Origin of the sequence: Flavobacterium tagetis (assembly GCF_016735615.1) — a bacterium.
GTDB classification, from domain to species: Bacteria; Bacteroidota; Bacteroidia; order Flavobacteriales; family Flavobacteriaceae; genus Flavobacterium; species Flavobacterium tagetis.
In genome coordinates, this window is sequence record NZ_JAERSF010000003.1 from 228,578 (window position 1) to 246,208 (window position 17,631).

The following is a 17,631-nucleotide window of genomic DNA, read 5'->3' on the forward strand; positions in this document are numbered from 1 at the left end:
TATTACTTTGACAGAAATCTAATTTAGTTGTTTTCGATATTTGTTTGAAGCCCTTTTTGATGACCAAACCAGACGATTATCTTAATTGAATTTGAAGGAATAAAAAAATCCGATCTGTTTTCACAAATCGGATTTTATAAATTGAGAATTATATATAACCGTAAAACGGTATATTTTTACAAGTGAATTACTTCGCCGTAAGCATCAGCTACAGCTTCCATAACAGCCTCGCTCATTGTTGGGTGAGGGTGGATAGATTTAAGGATTTCGTGACCTGTAGTTTCTAGTTTACGAGCTACAACTGCTTCAGCAATCATATCTGTAACACCAGCACCAATCATGTGGCATCCTAACCATTCTCCGTATTTAGCATCGAAGATTACTTTTACGAATCCGTCAGCATTTCCAGCAGCTTTTGCTTTTCCAGAAGCTGAGAATGGGAATTTACCAATTTTTAATTCGTAACCTTTCTCTTTTGCTTGTTTTTCTGTTAAACCAACAGAAGCGATTTCTGGAGTTGCGTAAGTACAACCAGGAACGTTTCCGTAATCGATTGGGTCTACGTGAAGACCTTTAATTTTCTCCACACAGTTGATTCCTTCAGCAGAAGCAACGTGCGCTAAAGCTTGACCTGGAGTAACGTCTCCAATTGCGTAGTATCCTGGAATGTTAGTTTCGTTGTAAGCATTAACTAAGATTTTATCTCTGTCAACAGCAATTCCAACTTCTTCTAATCCGATATTTTCAATGTTTGTTTTAATTCCAACTGCAGAAAGTACGATATCAGCTTCTAGAACTTCTTCTCCTTTTGCTGTTTTAACGAAAGCTTTAACTCCAGCTCCTGTAGTGTCAATACGCTCAACAGAAGAGTTAGTCATTACTTTAATTCCAGATTTTTTCAAAGAACGCTCAAATTGTTTTGAGATATCTTCGTCTTCTACAGGAACTACGTTTGGCATAAATTCTACGATAGTAACATCTGTTCCCATTGAGTTGTAGAAGTGAGCGAACTCAACTCCAATTGCTCCAGAACCAACAATAATCATAGATTTTGGTTGAGTTGGCAAAGTCATTGCCTGACGGTATCCAATTACTTTTACACCATCTTGAGGTAAGTTTGGCAACTCGCGAGAACGAGCTCCAGTTGCGATGATAATGTGATCAGCGCTATATTCTGTAACTTTATTGTCTTTATCAGTAACGTCAAGTTTTTTCCCTGGTTTTAGTTTTCCAAAACCTTCGATAACGTCAATTTTGTTTTTTTTCATTAAGAATTGAACACCTTTGCTCATTCCTTCAGCAACACCACGGCTGCGTTGAATAACTGCAGGAAAATCTTTGTCAAATTCAGAAACTTTCAATCCGTAGTCAGAAGCGTGCTTAAGGTAATCAAAAACCTGAGCAGATTTTAAAAGCGCTTTTGTTGGGATACATCCCCAGTTAAGGCAAACTCCACCAAGATTTTCTTTTTCTACTACAGCAGTTTTAAAGCCTAATTGCGAAGCTCTAATCGCTGTTACATATCCTCCAGGACCACTTCCTAAAACAATAACGTCGTATTTCATTTTTTTTGCTTTTAGTATTAACTATCGAAAATGAAGTTTGTATTTCCGAAACTCATCTTTCGATTTCTTCTTTTGTTATTTGTGTTTGCGAATTTAAGGATTTATTTTAAAAAAAGGTAAGATGTAAAAAAGTAAAATGTGAAATGTTGATTTGAATATCATACATCTCACATTTTACCTTTAACATTTTACAAACACAATTAAATTTTCACGTGTCCCCAGTTTTCTCCGCTGGCAATTCTTCTGATCTGCATTTCGCTTACGCCAAATTGTTTTGCAATCATTTTAAGACGTGTCTTTTGTTCAGGTCTTGCTAGGATTTTCTTAATTAACATCACTTTTGTAGTGGTTAATTTTCGTCCGTCGGCTTTTAGATTGTGTTCAATTAAGTTCTTTTTTGCCTGAATAACGCGCGGACTTTTACGGCTGTGCGCCATCATTTCCTGCTTTGTTGCCCAGCGAAGATTACGTACATCATCGTTGGCTCTATTGTAATCTAAGTGCAGCACATATGTTTGTTCTTCCGATTCTTTCGGAATAAAATATTGAGCAACTAACTTATATAAGAAGAGATATTTATTTACGATTTTATCGTCTTTTTTAACCTTAAAACGGAAAGTCGGATATCCGTCGCTTAAACCTCCTTTAAGAATGCGGCCGTTTTCAATTTCATCGGTAAAACTTATTAATCGACCTCTATTTGAAATGGCGTATCTTAATTGTAATGAGGCATTTATTTCTATTTCTTTAAATTTTTCATCAGGATAAAATCTATTTTGTGGCATTGTCTTTTACATTTGATTTCTATACTCTCAAAGATAAAGAATAAACCAAAAATTTTTGCTATCTAGTTGATTGTGAAAGGTCAATTTTATGATTTCTATAACGCTAATTTAACGTTTTAAAGCGTTTTTAGCAGTTTTTAGTCGGATTTTAATTCACAATTTGTGAATACTGCAGTTTTTTAATTTAGGAAACGAATGTCAATTTATAGCTAAATAATTATTAAATTATTGATGTAGCCAATTTTTGAAATTATTAATTTTCTTTTTACTTATGAAAATCGTCTCAATTCGACGATCATATGAAAAAGGGTTTGACTTTAATTAAAAGTCAAACCCTTTTATTTTTAATCTTACACACTTTTTAGGAGTGTTTTTGATTTCCTATATTGTATTTGAAGCTTGAATAAACAATCGTATCAAAATCCAGTTTTAAAACGTATTTTAAATACTTAGTTCTTTTTTTAAGAAACAAATTAATTACAAGGAGGAGTTCTAAGAATCATGTGCACTGTGCTTTCTTTTGGGATGTTATAATCAGACAGTGTTCTGCCATCTTCAAGTTGTTTTCCTGCAAATATGATTCTTTGGCATTCAACAGGAATTCCTTCTTTATCGAATATTTTTGCCTTAAGATTTTCAATAGTATCCGAACTTTCGATCTCAATAGTTATAACTTTTCCAGTCAAAGTTTTTACAAAAATTTGCATTGAGAACGCATTAAGCGAAAACGCTAAAAATAAAACGATAAAAAGTAATTTTTTCTTCATAGGTTTTTTTCAAAAATGATTATTTATTCATCAAACTTAGTTATTTGTTTGTAAGAATGCAAGCGGTATTATTGAGTTATTATTAAATAACTTTACCTTAAATACAGGGAATAATCATGGTTTTAGTATTTAAATCTTTGTAAGATTTTGAGATTAAGTGATGTAGGATATTTCGCAAGTCTAATTAGCTACTGAAAATTGCGAATCGTACAGGTTTTTGTAATAGCCATCAGTTTTAGTGAGTAATTCTTGATGCGTTCCTTGTTCTACAATCAAGCCTTTATCCATCACCACAATTTTATCTGCATTTACAATTGTTGCTAATCTATGTGCAATAATAATAGAAGTTCTTCCTTTTGTAATTGTTTCTGTCGCACGCTGAATCATTTCTTCAGAATAGGTGTCGATAGAAGAAGTCGCTTCATCCAAAATTAAAATACTTGGGTTGCTCACATACGAACGCAAAAAAGCAATCAGCTGTCTTTGTCCAGACGAAAGCATAACGCCTCGTTCTTTTACATCAAAATCATAATTATCTGGAAGATTCATAATAAAATCATGAACACCAATTTTCTTTGCAGCATCAATAACTTTATCTCTCGTAATTGCAGGATTATGCAAAGTAATATTGTTGTAAATTGTATCGGCAAACAAAAATACATCTTGTAAAACAACAGCGATTTGTTTTCTTAAAGAAGCCAAAGTATAATTTTCGATATTTTCTCCATCAATGCAGATTGTTCCGCTATTGATTTCGTAAAAACGATTTAATAGGTTAATAATCGTCGATTTTCCTGCTCCTGTAGAACCTACAATGGCAATAGTTTGTCCTGCAGAAACCGATAAATCAATTCCTTTTATGACTTCTTCTTCTGGAATATAACTGAAACGAACGTCTTTAAAGTCAATTCGTCCATTAAAAACTGGCGCTTCAATTGTTCCAGTGTCTTGAATATGATCTTGTGTATCGATAATATCAAAAACACGATTGGCAGCAATCATTCCTAATTGCATTTCGTTAAATTTATCTGCAATTTGTCTCAACGGATTAAACAGCATTCCGATAAACATGGTGTATGAGAACAAATCTCCAAAAGTCGTGAAATGATCTCCATTTAAAATTCTAAATCCGCCATAAACTACAACCAAACCTAAAGTAATAGATGAAATAATATCTGCGATCGGGAAAAAGATCGAGTTGTACAAAATGGTCTTAATCCATGCTACTCTATGTTTGTTGTTGATTTCTTTAAAGTTATCGGCTTCGATTTTTTCACGGTTAAAAAGCTGAACGATTTTCATTCCTGTTACACGTTCCTGTACAAACGAGTTCATGTTGGCAATCTGCGTTCTTACTTCTTCAAAAGCCACCTGCATTTTGCGTTGGAAAATTCTGGTAACATAAACTAGAATTGGCATTGCAATTACAACAATCCAAGTTAATTTCCAGTTCATGTAAAACATGAAAATTAAAACTACGACCATTTTCATCAAGTCGCTTATAATCATAAACAAACCTTGGCTGAAAATACGCGCAATCGATTCAATATCCGAAACGGCACGCGTAACAAGTTGTCCAACCGGAACCAAATCAAAATACTTCATTCTGAAACTCAAAATATGTTGAAAAAGTTTGGTTCGAATGTCTTTTACAATATCTTGTCCGAGCCAGTTTGCCCAATAAACGAAGTAGAATTGAGAAAAAACTTCCATCAATAAAACTACTCCCATCAAAATGATGTACATCAGCAATCCCATTTTATCATGAGTTTTGATATAACCGTCGACCGTTTCTTTAAGCAAGTAAGGACGAAGTGCGGCAAAAATAGACAGCGAAATAGCAAAAATAATTACGCCGTAATAACGCCATTTATAAGGGCGGGTATATTTTAAAATTCGTTTGAATAATCCTGTGTCGAATGCTTTTGCTTTCATTTATTTTTTTGATGCTTTAAGCTTTAGGTTTTAGGCCGTAAGTTATTAGCTGTAAGTAGTTAGGGATAAGCTTAAAGCTTATTGTCTAAAGCCTAAAGCTTATAAATAATCGTAATAAATATTGGTTAAATATAAACCATGTGCTGGGACAGAAAACCCTGCTTTTTCTCTGTTTTTGCTGGCAATAATATTTTCAAAATCTGCCAGTGTGATTTTGTGTAATCCTATATTAATCAAAGTTCCCACAATTGCGCGAACCATATTTCTTAAAAACCGATTTGCCGAAATGGTAAAAATCAGTTTTCCATTTTCTTGTTTCCAATATGCCTCAAAAACCGTGCAATAAAATGTGTTTACGTCAGTATTAACTTTTGAAAAACACTGAAAATCGGTATGGTTCAATAATAACTGCGCTGCTTCATTCATTAAATTCACATCTAATTTTTGTGTAACATACCAGCTCAATTCCTGTAAAAACGGATTTTTTACTGTATTAATATGGTATTCGTAAGTTCGCTTTGTTGCGTCAAATCGGCAATGGGCATCGTCATGAACCGCGATGATGTCAAAAATCGCAATGTCTTTTGGTAAATACGAATTCAATTTATGAATTAATACCGGAATGTCTAAAGTCTTTTCTGTGTCAAAATGACCATACATTTCACTTGCATGAACTCCAGTATCTGTTCTTCCAGCACCCATAATGCTGATCGTTTGATTTAATAAAACCGAAAAAGCCTTATTTAAAGTTTCTTGAACTGAAGAAGCGTTAGGCTGTATTTGCCAGCCATGATAATGGGTTCCGTTATAAGCGAATTGAATAAAATATCTCATTTTAAGGGACAGAGGTTCTGAGGTGTAAAGGTACGAAAAAAAGTTACTAAGCTTCTAAGCTTCTAAGTTGCTAAGTTTTTTCTTTTTTAGTGACAAAGTAGATCTGTAGAGACCTTTCTGAAGTGCGTCTCACATCAGATTGTAAAACAACAAAATTGTAAACAACATGAAAGATATACTGGGGTTCATCTCTGCAGAAAAAAACTTAGTATCTTAGCACCTCAGAATCTTAGCCTCTTAAAAAAATGATCAAAATCCTACTTCTGTCAGACACCCATAGCCACATTGACGATACAATTTTAAAATATGTTGCTCAAGCAGATGAAGTTTGGCATGCGGGAGATATTGGCGATTTGGTTGTGACAGATACAATTAAAAAGCTAAAACCTTTAAGAGCGGTTTATGGAAATATTGACGATGCTAAGGCGCGATTAGAATTTCCGTTAAATAATCGTTTTTCATGCGAGAACGTATCGGTTTGGATTACGCATATTGGAGGCTATCCTGGTAAATACAATCAAAATGTTAGGGAAGAATTGGCTGCGAATCCTCCAAAATTATTTATTTGCGGTCATTCGCATATTTTAAAAGTTATGTTCGATAAAAAGAACAACTTATTGCATATGAATCCTGGTGCGGCTGGTAAAAGCGGTTTTCATAAAGTGAGAACCATGCTTCGATTTGTAATCGATGATGATAAAATTAAAGATTTAGAAATTATCGAAATAGGGGCGAAGTAATTAATGAGGCAACGGAATCTGAATTTTTATTTTAGTTCCTAGATTTTCTTTAGAAACAATTGATAAAGAACCTTTGTATTTTTTAATTCGAGCTCTAATTCTGTTTAGACCATAACCTTCAGCTTCTTTCAATTTCTGAGTTTTAAAACCAATTCCGTCATCATAAATGCGAAGGATTAATTGATTCTCTTTTTCGTTTAAAGAAAGTTTTGCCTTTTGGGCATTACTATGGTTGGTAATATTGCTGAATAGTTCTGTGACAATGAAATAAATCTTCATTTCAAATTTCTCGACGTATCTTCTGCTTGTCGAAATGGAGCTTGAAAATTCAAATTCAATGGCAGAATTAGAATTCTTTTCGCATAAATCTTCCAAGGCATAAATTAGTCCAAAACGGACCAAAAGAGAAGGAACAAGATCGTGAGACATATCTCTTAAAAGTTCATGTGCTTCGGAGAGAATGGTCTTTGCTTTTTGTATTTCGTCCGATTTTATATTGTTTTGCGCTGTAAAAGTATTTAAATGTAATCCTACAGAAGACAAAAGTGAATTGATGTTGTCGTGCAGAAAAGAAGCAATTTTTTTGCGTTCTACTTCTTGAGAATCTATGCCAGAATTAATAATGTCAAGAAGGATTTTCTGTTTGGTGTCTTTTCGTTTTATCTTTTGTTTTAGTTTGTTATTCTGGTATAAAAAGTAAAACAAAAGAAAAATGATAACAGTGAGTATAATAGATAAACTGACGATTTTTTTGTTCCGTAACTGTTCTGATTTGGTAAGATTATTAAATGCACTTTTGCCGTTTATTTCAGTTTGCGGAACTTCTGCCAGGTCTTTTGGCTGTGCGATACTATTTCCTTCAAAAATAATCAGCAAAAGGAGAGTTATAAAGAACTTTAGGCGAATCATAAAAAGCAATTTTTAAGGGTTAATCAAATTGTTTTTGAGGGCATATTTTACCAGGCCTATTGTGCTTTTTATATTAAGCTTTTTCATGATATTTTTGCGATGTGTTTCGACAGTATGTGAGCTGATAAAAAGTTTTTCGCTGATTTCTTTTCCGCTATATTCTAAACCAATTAAAATGATAATTTCAATCTCTCGTCGGCTTAAGACTGGATTTTCTATAACTATATTTGAGTTTAGTTTTGGGTTGTCTCTAAAAGTGTTGAAGATTTTTTCTCTCACGCCGTCGCTAAAGTATTCTTGTCCTTGATAAACAGCTTCAACGGCTTCGATAATATTTTCGCCAGCGCAGTTTTTTGTCAAATAGCCTTTTGCACCTAATTTCATTACTTCTTTTATGATTTTTAGATCATCATAGCTTGATAAAATAATGACTTTGCAAGGCAGTTGTTTTTCGTTAAATTCTTTCAGAGTTTCAATGCCATCTTTTTTGGGCATGCTGATATCTAAAATCAAAATATCGGCTTCGTCTTTCATAACATCATCATAAACAGTAGTGCCGTCTAGTGAAGTTCCTGCCACTTCAAAGTTTGAAACAGTTTGAAGCAAGTTGGATAGTCCATCAATTAAGACCTGATGATCATCTGCAAGATGAATCCTTATTTTTGGTGTCATGATTATTTGAATTTGAAAATACAAATTTATCACGAAAGGTATATTCTTATTGTACTCTTTAGGCTTGATTTATAATATAATAAGACAAAAAAAACCCGAATCAAAATTCGGGTTTTTCTTCGCACAAAATAAACTAAGTTTATAGGTTTACCTCAAACGATCAACAGATTTTACAAGATCTTCGTCCTTTTTGATGGCCTTATTAGCTAAAACTAATAACACGATAGCGACAATTGGCATGAACATCCCAATACCTTTCTCAGAGACCTCAGTCCCTCCAGATAAATTTAGTGATCGATATACAAATAATCCTAATAAAATTAAATTTAATATTATATTAAGTCTGTTTAGCACAAACTGATTTTGTCTCTTTTTAAATGAAATAATGCTGACAATACTAAGCATAGTTGTTAAGCCTAATAAAACCGCATAAAGTTGATCCTGCATAAAAAAGAATGGTTTTCCTGCACTAGTTGTCCAAAGCGGAACAAAAAGCATTAAAATGCCAGTTGCAGCAAAAGCTAGAAATAAATATACAGTCTGAATTCTTTGTATCATGGTCTAAAAATGTTTTACAAAAATATATTTTCTTTTTTTAAAATACTATTGTATGATAAAATTTTATTCGTATTATTGCATCATAATACCGTAAGCACTTCATACTGCGGTCAATTCAAATTAATTATCTACCTATTCTTTTTACAGTATTCCTTAAAATAATTAAATTCATAGAACATTCATGTTTGATATTTCTGCATTAAAAGAAATGAAGCTTTCTGAGCTTCAAGAAATAGCTAAGTTAGCTAAAACAATAAAGATTACCGGTGTCAAAAAAGAGACTTTAATTAGTCAGATTTTAGCACACCAAGAGAGCACTACTGCGCCTGCTGAAGCTTCTCAAACAAAGGTTGTTGCTGAAGCTAAAGAAGAAAAGCCAAAACGTGCTAGAATTGCGCCAGTAAAAACCAAAGCAGCAAATACAAAAAATGCTCCCGTTTTAGAATTTGATAAAGTAGAGGAAACTGTTCAAAAAAACGATACTGCTGAAACAGCTCAGCCAATTGCAGAAGTGGCAACTGAAGTAGTAGAGGAAAATAAAACACCGGCGATAAAAAAGGAGCCAAAAGGTGGAAAATTTAATAAACAGGCATACGAGAAAAAAGTAGCGCTGAAAAAAGAGAAAGAAACAGTAAAAGAAGTAGCTGCTACTGACGAAACTGTAGAGTCAACTCCATCAGAATCAATTGTTTCTGAGCCAACAGCAGAAACAGCTGAAAAAACTACACAAGCTCCTGCAAAAAAGATTAATCCGAATCAGAATAAAAATCAGAACCAGAACCAAAATCAAAACCCGAATCAGAACCAAAATCAGAACGGGAATGGCAATGGAAACGGAAATCACAATAACCAAAATCCTAATCACAAGAATAAAAAGAACAATAATAACTTCAGAGATTCAGACTTTGAATTTGATGGGATTATTGAAAGTGAAGGTGTTTTAGAAATGATGCCAGACGGTTACGGATTTTTACGTTCATCAGACTATAATTATTTAGCTTCTCCAGACGATATTTATTTATCAACTTCACAAATCAGATTATTTGGTTTAAAAACCGGAGATACTGTAAAAGGAGTAGTTCGTCCTCCAAAAGAAGGAGAGAAGTTTTTCCCATTGGTTCGTGTATTAAAAATTAACGGACACGATCCGCAAGTAGTTCGTGATAGAGTTTCTTTCGAACACTTGACACCAGTTTTTCCTTCAGAAAAATTCAAACTAGCCGAAAAAGGCAGTTCTATTTCAACAAGAATTATAGATTTGTTTTCACCAATAGGTAAAGGTCAGCGTGGTATGATCGTTGCACAGCCTAAAACAGGTAAAACAATGCTTCTTAAAGATATTGCAAACGCAATTGCAGCTAACCACCCAGAAGTTTATTTGATTGTTCTTCTTATTGATGAGCGTCCTGAGGAGGTTACAGATATGCAAAGAAGTGTTCGTGGAGAAGTTATCGCTTCAACTTTTGATAGAGAGCCACAAGAGCACGTTAAAATCGCAAATATCGTTCTTGAAAAAGCAAAACGTTTAGTGGAATGCGGTCATGATGTTGTGATTCTTTTAGACTCGATTACACGTTTAGCAAGAGCGTACAATACAGTTCAGCCAGCATCTGGAAAAGTATTAAGTGGAGGTGTGGATGCAAACGCATTGCAAAAACCAAAACGTTTCTTTGGAGCGGCTAGAAATGTAGAAAACGGAGGTTCTTTAAGTATCATCGCAACTGCATTAACAGAAACTGGTTCTAAAATGGACGAAGTTATCTTCGAGGAATTTAAAGGAACGGGTAACATGGAACTTCAATTAGACCGTAAGATAGCTAATAAACGTATTTTCCCTGCAATCGATCTTACATCGTCAAGTACACGTCGTGATGACTTATTATTAGACGAGAAAACATTACAAAGAATGTGGATTATGCGTAAGTATCTATCAGATATGAATCCAGTAGAATCTATGGACTTTGTAAACGACCGTTTCAAGAAAACGAAGAATAATGAGGAGTTTTTGATTTCTATGAATGACTAATTTAAGGAGCAAAGGTTCAAAGTTACAAAGGTTCTGAGGTTTTCTTTTGGAATTTATAAATATAAAAAAGGGATGAATTTTAAAATTCATCCCTTTTTGTTTTTTTAATTTTTGCAGTATAGGTTCTTGTCTAATAATCTTTGAACCTTTGCACCTCTGAACCTTTGCACCTATTTTTTATCAACTACAGGTCTATTCTCTCTATTAGCTAAATCCCAAGCTACAACAAAAGCCAGTTTTGTTCTTTTAGTTAAAGCGTCATATTCAATTTTTTGAGGTTCGTCGCCTTTTCCGTGGTAGTCTTCGTGAACTCCGTTGAAGAAGAAAACAGCTGGAATACCGTGTTTTGCAAAGTTGTAATGGTCAGAACGCTCATAGAAATGGTTTGGATCTTTAGGATCATTAAATTTAAAATCTAAGTCCATTTTGATGTATTTTTCGTTTTGAGCTACAACAGCATTGTGTAAATCAGAAGATAATCTGTCAGCACCAATTACATAAACGTAGTTGTTTGTATTTGAATGCTCAACGTCGCGGCGTCCGATCATGTCGATGTTGATATCGGCAATTGTGTTTGCGATAGGGAATAATGGATTTTCAGAATAATAACGAGATCCGTGTAAACCATGTTCTTCACCAGTTACATGAAGAAACAAAATAGAACGTTTTGGGCCATGACCTTGTTTTTTAGCTTTAGCAAAAGCTTTAGCCATTTCTATCACAGCTACAGTTCCAGAACCATCATCGTCAGCACCATTATAAACTTCACCATCTTTAATTCCCACGTGATCATAGTGTGCAGAAATTACTAAAACTTCATTTGGTTTTTCTGAACCTTCAATGTAAGCCCAGATATTTTCAGAATCTGGAAGGTTTTGATTGCGTCTTGCATTCATAAATGTAGCAGGAACTGGCTGATAGAAGTCTGAAGCTCCTTTTGGAAAAGAAATTCCGCTTTTTTTGTATTGTTCGATCATATAAAGACCTGCTTTTTTCTGTCCTTTAGAACCAGTTTCGCGGCCTTCCATTTCATCAGAAGCAACAGTATAAAGCATTTTTTTAAGATCTTTTTCGCTGATAGCTTTTACGTATTTTGTTGGATCCGAATTGTCTTTAGTTGTAGTTGACTGCGCAGTTTTACAAGAATACGCAGAGACAATTAAGAATAAAATGAGTATTTTTTTCATTTCTTATAGTTAGTGTAAATTAATAAATGTGTAAAGAACGTATAAAGTGAGTAAAAATAGGATAAAAAGAGAATTTATAATAAACAAGAAGAAGCTTTTTATAAAAGATACTATTCTTGACTCGCCATAAAAACGGTGATGTGCAGGATAAAAATAATAGCACATCCAAATGGTTCCTGCAAATGTTGTAATTGATGATATAAAAGACAGCGGACTATCTTCTCCAAAAAGACCAATTACTCTGTCGATGATAAACATGATGAGGAAAATCAGTAATAGGAAAGAAAAATAGTGGAGTGTGAAAATTCCATGATCAAAATAATACCATCTCTTTTTATTATGAAAAAGCCACAGGAAAAAAGCAAAAAACGGCATGATTATGAAGAGGATTTTAGGCAGGTTATGAAAGAACGATTCAACGAATTTTTCATAAATCTCTTTTTTGGTATATTTTTCCGTTACGTGTATTGCTTTTTTAGAAAACCAATAAGATGAAGCATTTAGCTTTTCATTTGGTTTTCCATATTTTTGAATCGAATCAATTTCTTTCATCGTTTTAAAATGAAAGTATCTTTTGTCGTCCTTTCTGCTTATATTTAGACTGTCAGTAGCCTTAGAGAGTTCTTTGTTAAGTGCTTCTTCACTTTTATCAATTTTTTCACCTACATTGTTTGGAAACATTGCAATTAACAAAAAGGTAATAAAACTTATAAAAATGTAAAGTCGAACCGGTGCAAGATAAGACAAACGTTTTCCTGAAAGGTATTCTTTTGTAAGTGTTGAAGGCTTGAACAATAGATTTTTAATGGTCTTCCAAAAAGCATTTTCGTAATGCGTTAAATCTTCAAAGAAATGAACAAATAAGTGATGAAAAGTTTTTCGGCTATCGCTGTTTTCTTGTCCGCAGTTGGGGCAGTATTTTTGTTCGACAACATGCCTGCAGTTTAGACAAGTTTTGTCTTCTCTAATTTTATTATGTGACATTGGTTTATGTAAATTGATTTGTTCTGGTAGTTTTTAAAATTATTTTTTCAGGACTTCGTTTAAGAAAAGCTGTAAATGGTCAAAAGATCTTTTTGCGGCAATAGCATTATATGCAGCGCCTTTAGAGTTATCGCTTCCAGCTTCAGGGTTTGTAAAAGAGTGAACCGCATTTGCATAATAAATCATTTCCCAGTCTGCTTTGCCATCACGCATTTCCTGTTGAAAAGCGGTAATTTCGTCTTTTGAAACAAAAGGATCATCAGCTCCATGGCAAATAAGAACTTTTGTAGAAATTGGTTCATTTTTTCTGCTCGCATCTTTTCCTAAACCGCCGTGAAAAGAAGCAATACCTTTTACATTCAAATGCCCTCGGGCAGCTTCAAGAACCCCGCTTCCTCCAAAGCAATATCCAATAGCAACAATATTGTCAGCATTTGCACCAGATTTGACTAATTCTTTCAAAGCAGCATCAATACGTTTTTGATAAGCTTCATAATTAGTTTTATAAAAACCAGCCTGTTTTCCTGCTTCACCTGTGTTTTTTGGATAATTTCCTTCACCATAAATATCGGCGATAAAAACGTGATAGCCCAGTTTAGATAATTCTTCTGCAATTCCTTTAGAAGCATTATCAATTCCTAGCCACGCTGGTAAAAGTAAGATTCCTGGATTGTTACTGCTTTTTTTAGCAGATTTTATAAATAAGCCGTTTAGCTGTTGGCTTCCTTCTGTATATTTTACTGGTTTTAATTGCGCATTCATAAGATTTGAGAATAAGATTGCACTGAATAAAATGATTATGGAGTTTTTCATGATTTCTTCAATTTTTAACAAATATCAGAAATATTATGTTACAAAAAAACCTCACAAGTAAATTCTTGTGAGGTTTTGTAGCCAATATTTTAAAAGAATATTTTCTTTTTTATAATGATATATTTCGTTTAAAAGCACAGCCCAGTTCCACAATAGAATCGGTTTTGTCAATGCCTGGAATTCCATCAATTTTTTCATAAAGGATTCGGCGCATGTGTTCATGATTTTTCGCAATGATTTTTATATAAAGCGTAAAAGAACCAGTTACATAATAGCATTCTGTAATCTCAGGGATTTCTTTAAGAGCTTCTATAATTCTTTCAGAATCAGAATCTTTGTTTAATGAGAGTCCAGTAAAAGAAGCCCAGTCGTACCCAATTTTCTTTTCTTGAATAATGGGTTTTATTCCGCCAATTACACCTTGTTCAATCATTCTATTAATACGCTGATGCACCATTGTATTTGATATTTTAAGATTAGTGGCGATAGAAGAGAAAGCCATTCTTCCGTCTTTTTCTAATTCTTTTAGGATACTAATATCAAATTCGTCTAATAATTCCATTCAGTAAAAATCGTTTTAAAATTGAGTCTTTTGCGATTCATAAAAGTAATTCTTTTTTTTAATAAACAGACATTGAATCACATTTCTCAAAAATAAATATGCCTTTTTCGAGGTGTTTAAATTTAAGTTTTGACTTTTATTTTGTTACATTTAAGTCAAAATTATGTTTTTTGGATTGTTATTTGTTTAATTTTAATATTTTTGTAGAAATAAAAAGCATATTTATGATAAGTACTGAAAAAACACTTTCGTCAAAATCAGAAGTTTTGATTGAAAAAGAAAACAAATATGGAGCTCATAATTACCATCCGCTTCCTGTAGTTTTAGAACGAGGAGAAGGTGTATATGTATGGGATGTTGACGGAAAGAAATATTATGATTTTTTATCTGCTTATTCTGCGGTAAATCAGGGTCATTGCCATCCAAAAATTGTGAATGCAATGGTAGAACAGGCGCAAAAACTGACTTTGACTTCTCGCGCTTTTTACAACGATAAATTAGGAAACTACGAAGAATATGTAACGAATTATTTTGGTTTCGATAAAGTTCTTCCAATGAATACAGGTGCTGAAGCAGTTGAAACAGCTTTGAAAATTTCTAGAAAATGGGCTTATGAAGTAAAAGGGATTCCAGAAAATCAAGCGCAAATTATTGTGTGCGAGAATAACTTTCACGGAAGAACTACAACTATCATTTCATTTTCGAATGATGAAACAGCACGCAAAAACTTCGGACCTTTTACAGATGGTTTCATTAAAATTAAATATGATAATTTGGAAGCTTTAGAAAACGCTTTAAATTCATCTAAAAATATTGCAGGATTTTTAGTAGAACCAATTCAAGGTGAAGCAGGAGTTTACGTTCCCTCTGAAGGCTATTTAGCGAAAGCAAAAGCACTTTGCGAAAAACACAATGTACTTTTTATTGCAGATGAGGTTCAGACAGGAATTGCGCGTACAGGAAAACTGTTAGCAGTTCATCATGAAAATGTACAGCCAGATGTTTTGATTTTAGGAAAAGCAATTTCTGGCGGAGTTTACCCAGTTTCGGCTGTTTTATGCAATGACGAAATCATGAATGTGATTAAGCCAGGACAGCACGGATCTACTTTTGGAGGAAATCCTGTTGCGGCGGCCGTAGCGATTGCAGCTTTGGAAGTGATTAAAGACGAAAAACTGGCTGAAAATGCAGAACGTTTGGGAGTTATTTTAAGAGATGGATTAAATAAAATCGCCGAAAAAAATAACTTAATTACGCTGGTTCGCGGAAAAGGTCTTTTGAATGCAATTGTAATCAATACAGACGAAGAATCTGATTTGGCTTGGGAAATCTGTTTGAAATTTAGAGATAACGGATTATTGGCAAAACCAACTCATGGAAACAAAATTAGATTAGCACCACCTTTGGTAATGACCGAAGAGCAAATTAATGAATGTCTTGAGATTATCGAGAAATCTTTGAATGAGTTTAAATAATTCTTTCTAATAATTTAAAAATAAAAGCAGCAAATTACTTGCTGCTTTTTTTGTAGACCATTTTTGTTTAAAAAGCGACTGCTGTAGTGACAATTGCTTTTTGTCATAATTACTAAAATATCAAAAAAGTAATTATTTCTTTGGAGCTGAGCCCGGAATCAATTCTCCTTTTTGTTTGAATTTGCTGTATTCTACAACTCCTGTTTTATCTGCCCAGTCGAAGTATTTTGCCGAAAGATCATTTACAATTCCAGGATTTTGTGCCGCAACGTTTGTTGTTTCCCCACGGTCTGTTTCAAGATTGTAAAGCTCCCATTGATAAGACGGATAAATAGAAACCAATTTCCATTTTCCTTCTCTAACGGCTCTGTTTCCAGCTCTTTCCCAGAATAAAGGAGCGCCACGGTTTACTTCTGAAACATTGTCAAATAAAACTGGCAGTAAACTTTTTCCAGGAAGCGGATTAGAGTTTATTCCATTTAAAACTTTAGGATATTCAATCCCGGCCAATTCGTAGAAAGTGGGAGCAAGATCTATAATATGTCCGGTTCCTTTATCGATTCTTCCTGCTTTAATTTTTGAAGGATACCAAGCGATGAATGGAGAACTGAATCCGCCTTCGTGCATATTGTTTTTATAATCTTGTAAAGGTGTATTTGATAAATATGCCCAGTTTTGCTCCTGATAATCAAAAGAGCCAGAAGAACCCACAGGTCCGTCATTTCGAACCAAACCTCTCCCTAACGGATTGTAGGTATTAAATCCGCCTTGAGCGCCATTATCAGAAATAAAAATAATTAGTGTGTTTTTATCCTTTTTCAGTTCTTTTAGCTTATTCAAAACTTTGCCCACATTCTGATCCATATTGTCAACCATTGCAGCATAGACTTCCATTTTTGCTTTCCAGAATTGTTTCTCATCATAAGTCAGTTTGCTCCATTCTGGAACTTCAGGATCTCTTGCCGAAACAGTTTGATTTGGTGGTAAGATGCCATTAGCTTTTAATTTCTCAATTCGTTTTTCTCTTAAAACATCCCAACCTTGATCAAATTTGCCTCTATATTTTGCAATATCAACAGGTTTTGCCTGTAATGGCCAGTGAGGCGCTGTAAAAGCTAAGTACAAAAAGAAAGGCTTATTTTCTTTGTTTTGTTCGTCTAAGAAAGTGACCGCATTATTACCGATTTCATCTGTAAAATAGTAAGAATCATCTTTTGGGTGCAGCTCTTCATTATTACGAATTAATTTTACTGGATAAGGCGTTTTTCCAAAAGGCAAAGGTTTGGTGTCAAAATAATTAGAAGCGCCTTTTAAGATGCCATAAAATTTATCAAAGCCTCTTTGGTTAGGCCACTGCGCTTGATCTTCAGAACCAACATGCCATTTTCCTGATAAAAGCGTGCTGTATCCGCCTGAGCGAAAAACTTCACCTAATGTCAGAGATTCTTTGTTTAAATAACCTTGATATGCTGGCAAACCCAGATTAACATCAAAAAAACCTACGCCAGCTTTATGCTGATATTGTCCCGTTAATAAGGAAGCTCTCGTAGGCGCGCAGATGGAGTTATTGTAAAATTCGCGAAGGCGTGTTCCTTCTTTTGCCAATCGATCTAGATTTGGAGTGCTAATTTCGGAGCCATAATTTCCTAAATCCGAATAACCCATGTCGTCGACCAAAATCAAAATAATATTTGGTTTTGAAGCATTATTTTGTGCATTTAATTTGTAAATACATGCCGTTCCTGAGAGAAGGAAAGAAAGTAAAATGTTTTTTAGTTTGGTATTCATAGTATTATATTTTGTTTTAAAGCTCTCTTTA

16 protein-coding genes are annotated in these 17,631 nt (G+C 33.9%); 3 read left to right on the forward strand and 13 right to left on the reverse strand.

Annotated elements, in window-relative coordinates:
• Positions 1-176 precede the first annotated feature (176 nt).
• The 5 genes from lpdA to truA form a co-directional block, all read right to left on the reverse strand.
• A complete protein-coding gene (gene lpdA / locus JI750_RS15150; RefSeq protein ID WP_073416603.1) occupies positions 177-1,565 on the reverse strand; it encodes a dihydrolipoyl dehydrogenase in 1,389 nt (462 codons plus the stop codon).
• A gap of 200 nt (positions 1,566-1,765) precedes the next feature.
• Positions 1,766-2,350 (reverse strand): NUMOD4 domain-containing protein, encoded by a 585-nt coding sequence (locus JI750_RS15155; protein ID WP_202003679.1) that lies wholly within the window; start codon positions 2,348-2,350, stop codon positions 1,766-1,768.
• A 473-nt stretch (positions 2,351-2,823) separates the two neighbouring features.
• On the reverse strand, positions 2,824-3,117 hold the full coding sequence (locus tag JI750_RS15160; RefSeq protein ID WP_236673060.1) for a ubiquitin-like protein: 294 nt from the start codon (positions 3,115-3,117) through the stop codon (positions 2,824-2,826).
• Between the two features lie 180 nt (positions 3,118-3,297).
• Positions 3,298-5,052: an ABC transporter ATP-binding protein gene (locus JI750_RS15165; RefSeq protein WP_202003682.1), complete on the reverse strand. Its 1,755-nt coding sequence runs from the start codon at positions 5,050-5,052 to the stop codon at positions 3,298-3,300.
• A gap of 99 nt (positions 5,053-5,151) precedes the next feature.
• Positions 5,152-5,886 carry a tRNA pseudouridine(38-40) synthase TruA gene (truA, locus tag JI750_RS15170; protein ID WP_202003685.1) on the reverse strand — a complete coding sequence of 245 codons (735 nt, stop codon included), beginning with the start codon at positions 5,884-5,886 and terminating at the stop codon, positions 5,152-5,154.
• A 245-nt stretch (positions 5,887-6,131) separates the two neighbouring features.
• Here truA and JI750_RS15175 point away from each other — a divergent pair, with 245 nt between their 5' ends.
• Positions 6,132-6,626: a metallophosphoesterase family protein gene (locus JI750_RS15175; RefSeq protein ID WP_202003688.1), complete on the forward strand. Its 495-nt coding sequence runs from the start codon at positions 6,132-6,134 to the stop codon at positions 6,624-6,626.
• On the opposite strand, the gene JI750_RS15180 is transcribed toward JI750_RS15175, so the two are convergent.
• The 3 genes from JI750_RS15180 to JI750_RS15190 form a co-directional block, all read right to left on the reverse strand.
• Positions 6,627-7,535, reverse strand: coding sequence for a sensor histidine kinase (locus tag JI750_RS15180; RefSeq protein ID WP_202003691.1), 909 nt, complete (start codon positions 7,533-7,535; stop codon positions 6,627-6,629).
• Between the two features lie 12 nt (positions 7,536-7,547).
• Positions 7,548-8,207 carry a response regulator transcription factor gene (locus JI750_RS15185; RefSeq protein WP_202003694.1) on the reverse strand — a complete coding sequence of 220 codons (660 nt, stop codon included), beginning with the start codon at positions 8,205-8,207 and terminating at the stop codon, positions 7,548-7,550.
• Between the two features lie 147 nt (positions 8,208-8,354).
• Entirely contained in the window at positions 8,355-8,765 is a 411-nt protein-coding gene (locus JI750_RS15190; protein ID WP_202003696.1) for a DUF4293 domain-containing protein, read from the reverse strand.
• Between the two features lie 181 nt (positions 8,766-8,946).
• Here JI750_RS15190 and rho point away from each other — a divergent pair, with 181 nt between their 5' ends.
• Complete coding sequence (rho, locus tag JI750_RS15195) at positions 8,947-10,791, forward strand: transcription termination factor Rho (RefSeq protein ID WP_202003699.1); 1,845 nt, start codon at positions 8,947-8,949, stop codon at positions 10,789-10,791.
• Positions 10,792-10,961: 170 nt separating this feature from the next.
• Here rho and JI750_RS15200 read toward each other — a convergent pair whose 3' ends face one another.
• From JI750_RS15200 to JI750_RS15215, 4 genes are all read right to left on the reverse strand, one after another.
• Complete coding sequence (locus tag JI750_RS15200; RefSeq protein ID WP_202003701.1) at positions 10,962-11,978, reverse strand: M28 family peptidase; 1,017 nt, start codon at positions 11,976-11,978, stop codon at positions 10,962-10,964.
• A 9-nt stretch (positions 11,979-11,987) separates the two neighbouring features.
• Positions 11,988-12,962: a DUF3667 domain-containing protein gene (locus JI750_RS15205; RefSeq protein ID WP_202003704.1), complete on the reverse strand. Its 975-nt coding sequence runs from the start codon at positions 12,960-12,962 to the stop codon at positions 11,988-11,990.
• Between the two features lie 39 nt (positions 12,963-13,001).
• On the reverse strand, positions 13,002-13,775 hold the full coding sequence (locus tag JI750_RS15210; RefSeq protein ID WP_202003707.1) for a dienelactone hydrolase family protein: 774 nt from the start codon (positions 13,773-13,775) through the stop codon (positions 13,002-13,004).
• A 109-nt stretch (positions 13,776-13,884) separates the two neighbouring features.
• Positions 13,885-14,337 carry an Lrp/AsnC family transcriptional regulator gene (locus JI750_RS15215; protein ID WP_202003710.1) on the reverse strand — a complete coding sequence of 151 codons (453 nt, stop codon included), beginning with the start codon at positions 14,335-14,337 and terminating at the stop codon, positions 13,885-13,887.
• Positions 14,338-14,561: 224 nt separating this feature from the next.
• On the opposite strand from JI750_RS15215, the gene rocD reads away from it, so the two are divergent.
• Entirely contained in the window at positions 14,562-15,812 is a 1,251-nt protein-coding gene (rocD, locus tag JI750_RS15220) for an ornithine--oxo-acid transaminase (RefSeq protein ID WP_202003713.1), read from the forward strand.
• A gap of 132 nt (positions 15,813-15,944) precedes the next feature.
• Here the strand turns inward: rocD and JI750_RS15225 are convergent, their stop codons facing one another.
• On the reverse strand, positions 15,945-17,600 hold the full coding sequence (locus JI750_RS15225) for an arylsulfatase (protein ID WP_202003716.1): 1,656 nt from the start codon (positions 17,598-17,600) through the stop codon (positions 15,945-15,947).
• Positions 17,601-17,631 lie beyond the last annotated feature (31 nt).